At 48.1% G+C, this 1,170-nt stretch carries 1 protein-coding gene; it reads left to right on the top strand.

Features of this window, described 5'->3' with window-relative positions:
- On the top strand, positions 1 to 1,170 hold a 1,170-nt coding region (locus AB6E54_RS22600), incomplete at both ends, for a cadherin-like domain-containing protein (protein WP_372169060.1).

The raw sequence follows: 1,170 nt of genomic DNA, 5'->3' as shown, positions 1-1,170 counted from the left end.
CGTACTCAATCGATGAAGACGGTTCTATCCGTTTAAGCCAAGAGCAATTGCTATCGCAAGCGTCAGATGTTGAAGGCGATGACCTGACAGCTAGCGACCTTACGGTTGGTGGAGATGCAACGGTTGTAGCTAATGATGACGGCAGCTTCACGATTACGCCAGATGAGAACTTCAATGGCGACATCGATATCAGCTTCGATATCTCAGATGGTACTAACACCGTTCAGGCTTCTGCGGATCTAACCGTTAACCCAGTTAATGACCTGCCAGTACCTCAAGATCAACAGTTCAGCGTTGAAGAAGACGGCACGTTAATCTTTACTGATGCCGACCTGTTAACAGGCGCTACCGACATTGAAGGTGATAACCTAACGGTTGAAGGTGTGACCTACGACGGTGGCGACGGTATCCTTACTGACAATGGCAACGGTACGTACACCTTTGCGCCAAATGAAAACTTCAATGGTGACGTAAACTTTGGCTTTGATGTATCAGATGGTACCGATACGGTATCAGCAAACATCGACGTGAGCGTAACTGCCGTTGATGATGCGCCAGTGTCTGGCGACCTAGCGTACTCAATCGACGAAGATGGTTCGATTCGTCTAAGCCAAGAGCAGTTGCTATCACAAGCATCAGATGTTGAAGGCGATGACCTAACAGCCAGCGGCTTAACGGTCGACGGTGATGCAACCGTTACTCAAAACGATGACGGCAGTTTCACGATTACGCCAGATGAGAACTTCAATGGTGACATCGATATCAGTTTCGATATCTCTGATGGTACCAATACGGTTCAAGCATCAGCTGACCTAACCGTTAACCCAGTTAACGACCTGCCAGTACCTCAAGATCAACAGTTCAGCGTTGAAGAAGATGGCACGCTCATCTTCACCGATGCCGACCTGTTAACAGGTGCTACAGACATCGAAGGTGACAACCTTACAGTTGAAGGTGTGACCTACGATGGTGGCGACGGTATTCTTACTGATAACGGTAATGGTACGTACACCTTTGCTCCGAATGAGAACTTCAATGGCGACGTAAACTTCGGTTTTGATGTGTCTGACGGCACCGATACAGTCTCTGCAAACATCGATGTGAGCGTTACGGCAGTTGATGATGCACCTGTGTCAGGCGATTTAGCGTACTCAATCGATGAAGATGGTT

Source organism: Vibrio sp. 10N.247.311.49 (assembly GCF_041467655.1).
Classification (GTDB): Bacteria; Pseudomonadota; Gammaproteobacteria; order Enterobacterales; family Vibrionaceae; genus Vibrio; species Vibrio crassostreae_C.
The sequence above is the reverse complement of the archived record's forward strand: the minus strand, read 5'-3'. Positions and strand labels throughout refer to the sequence as shown.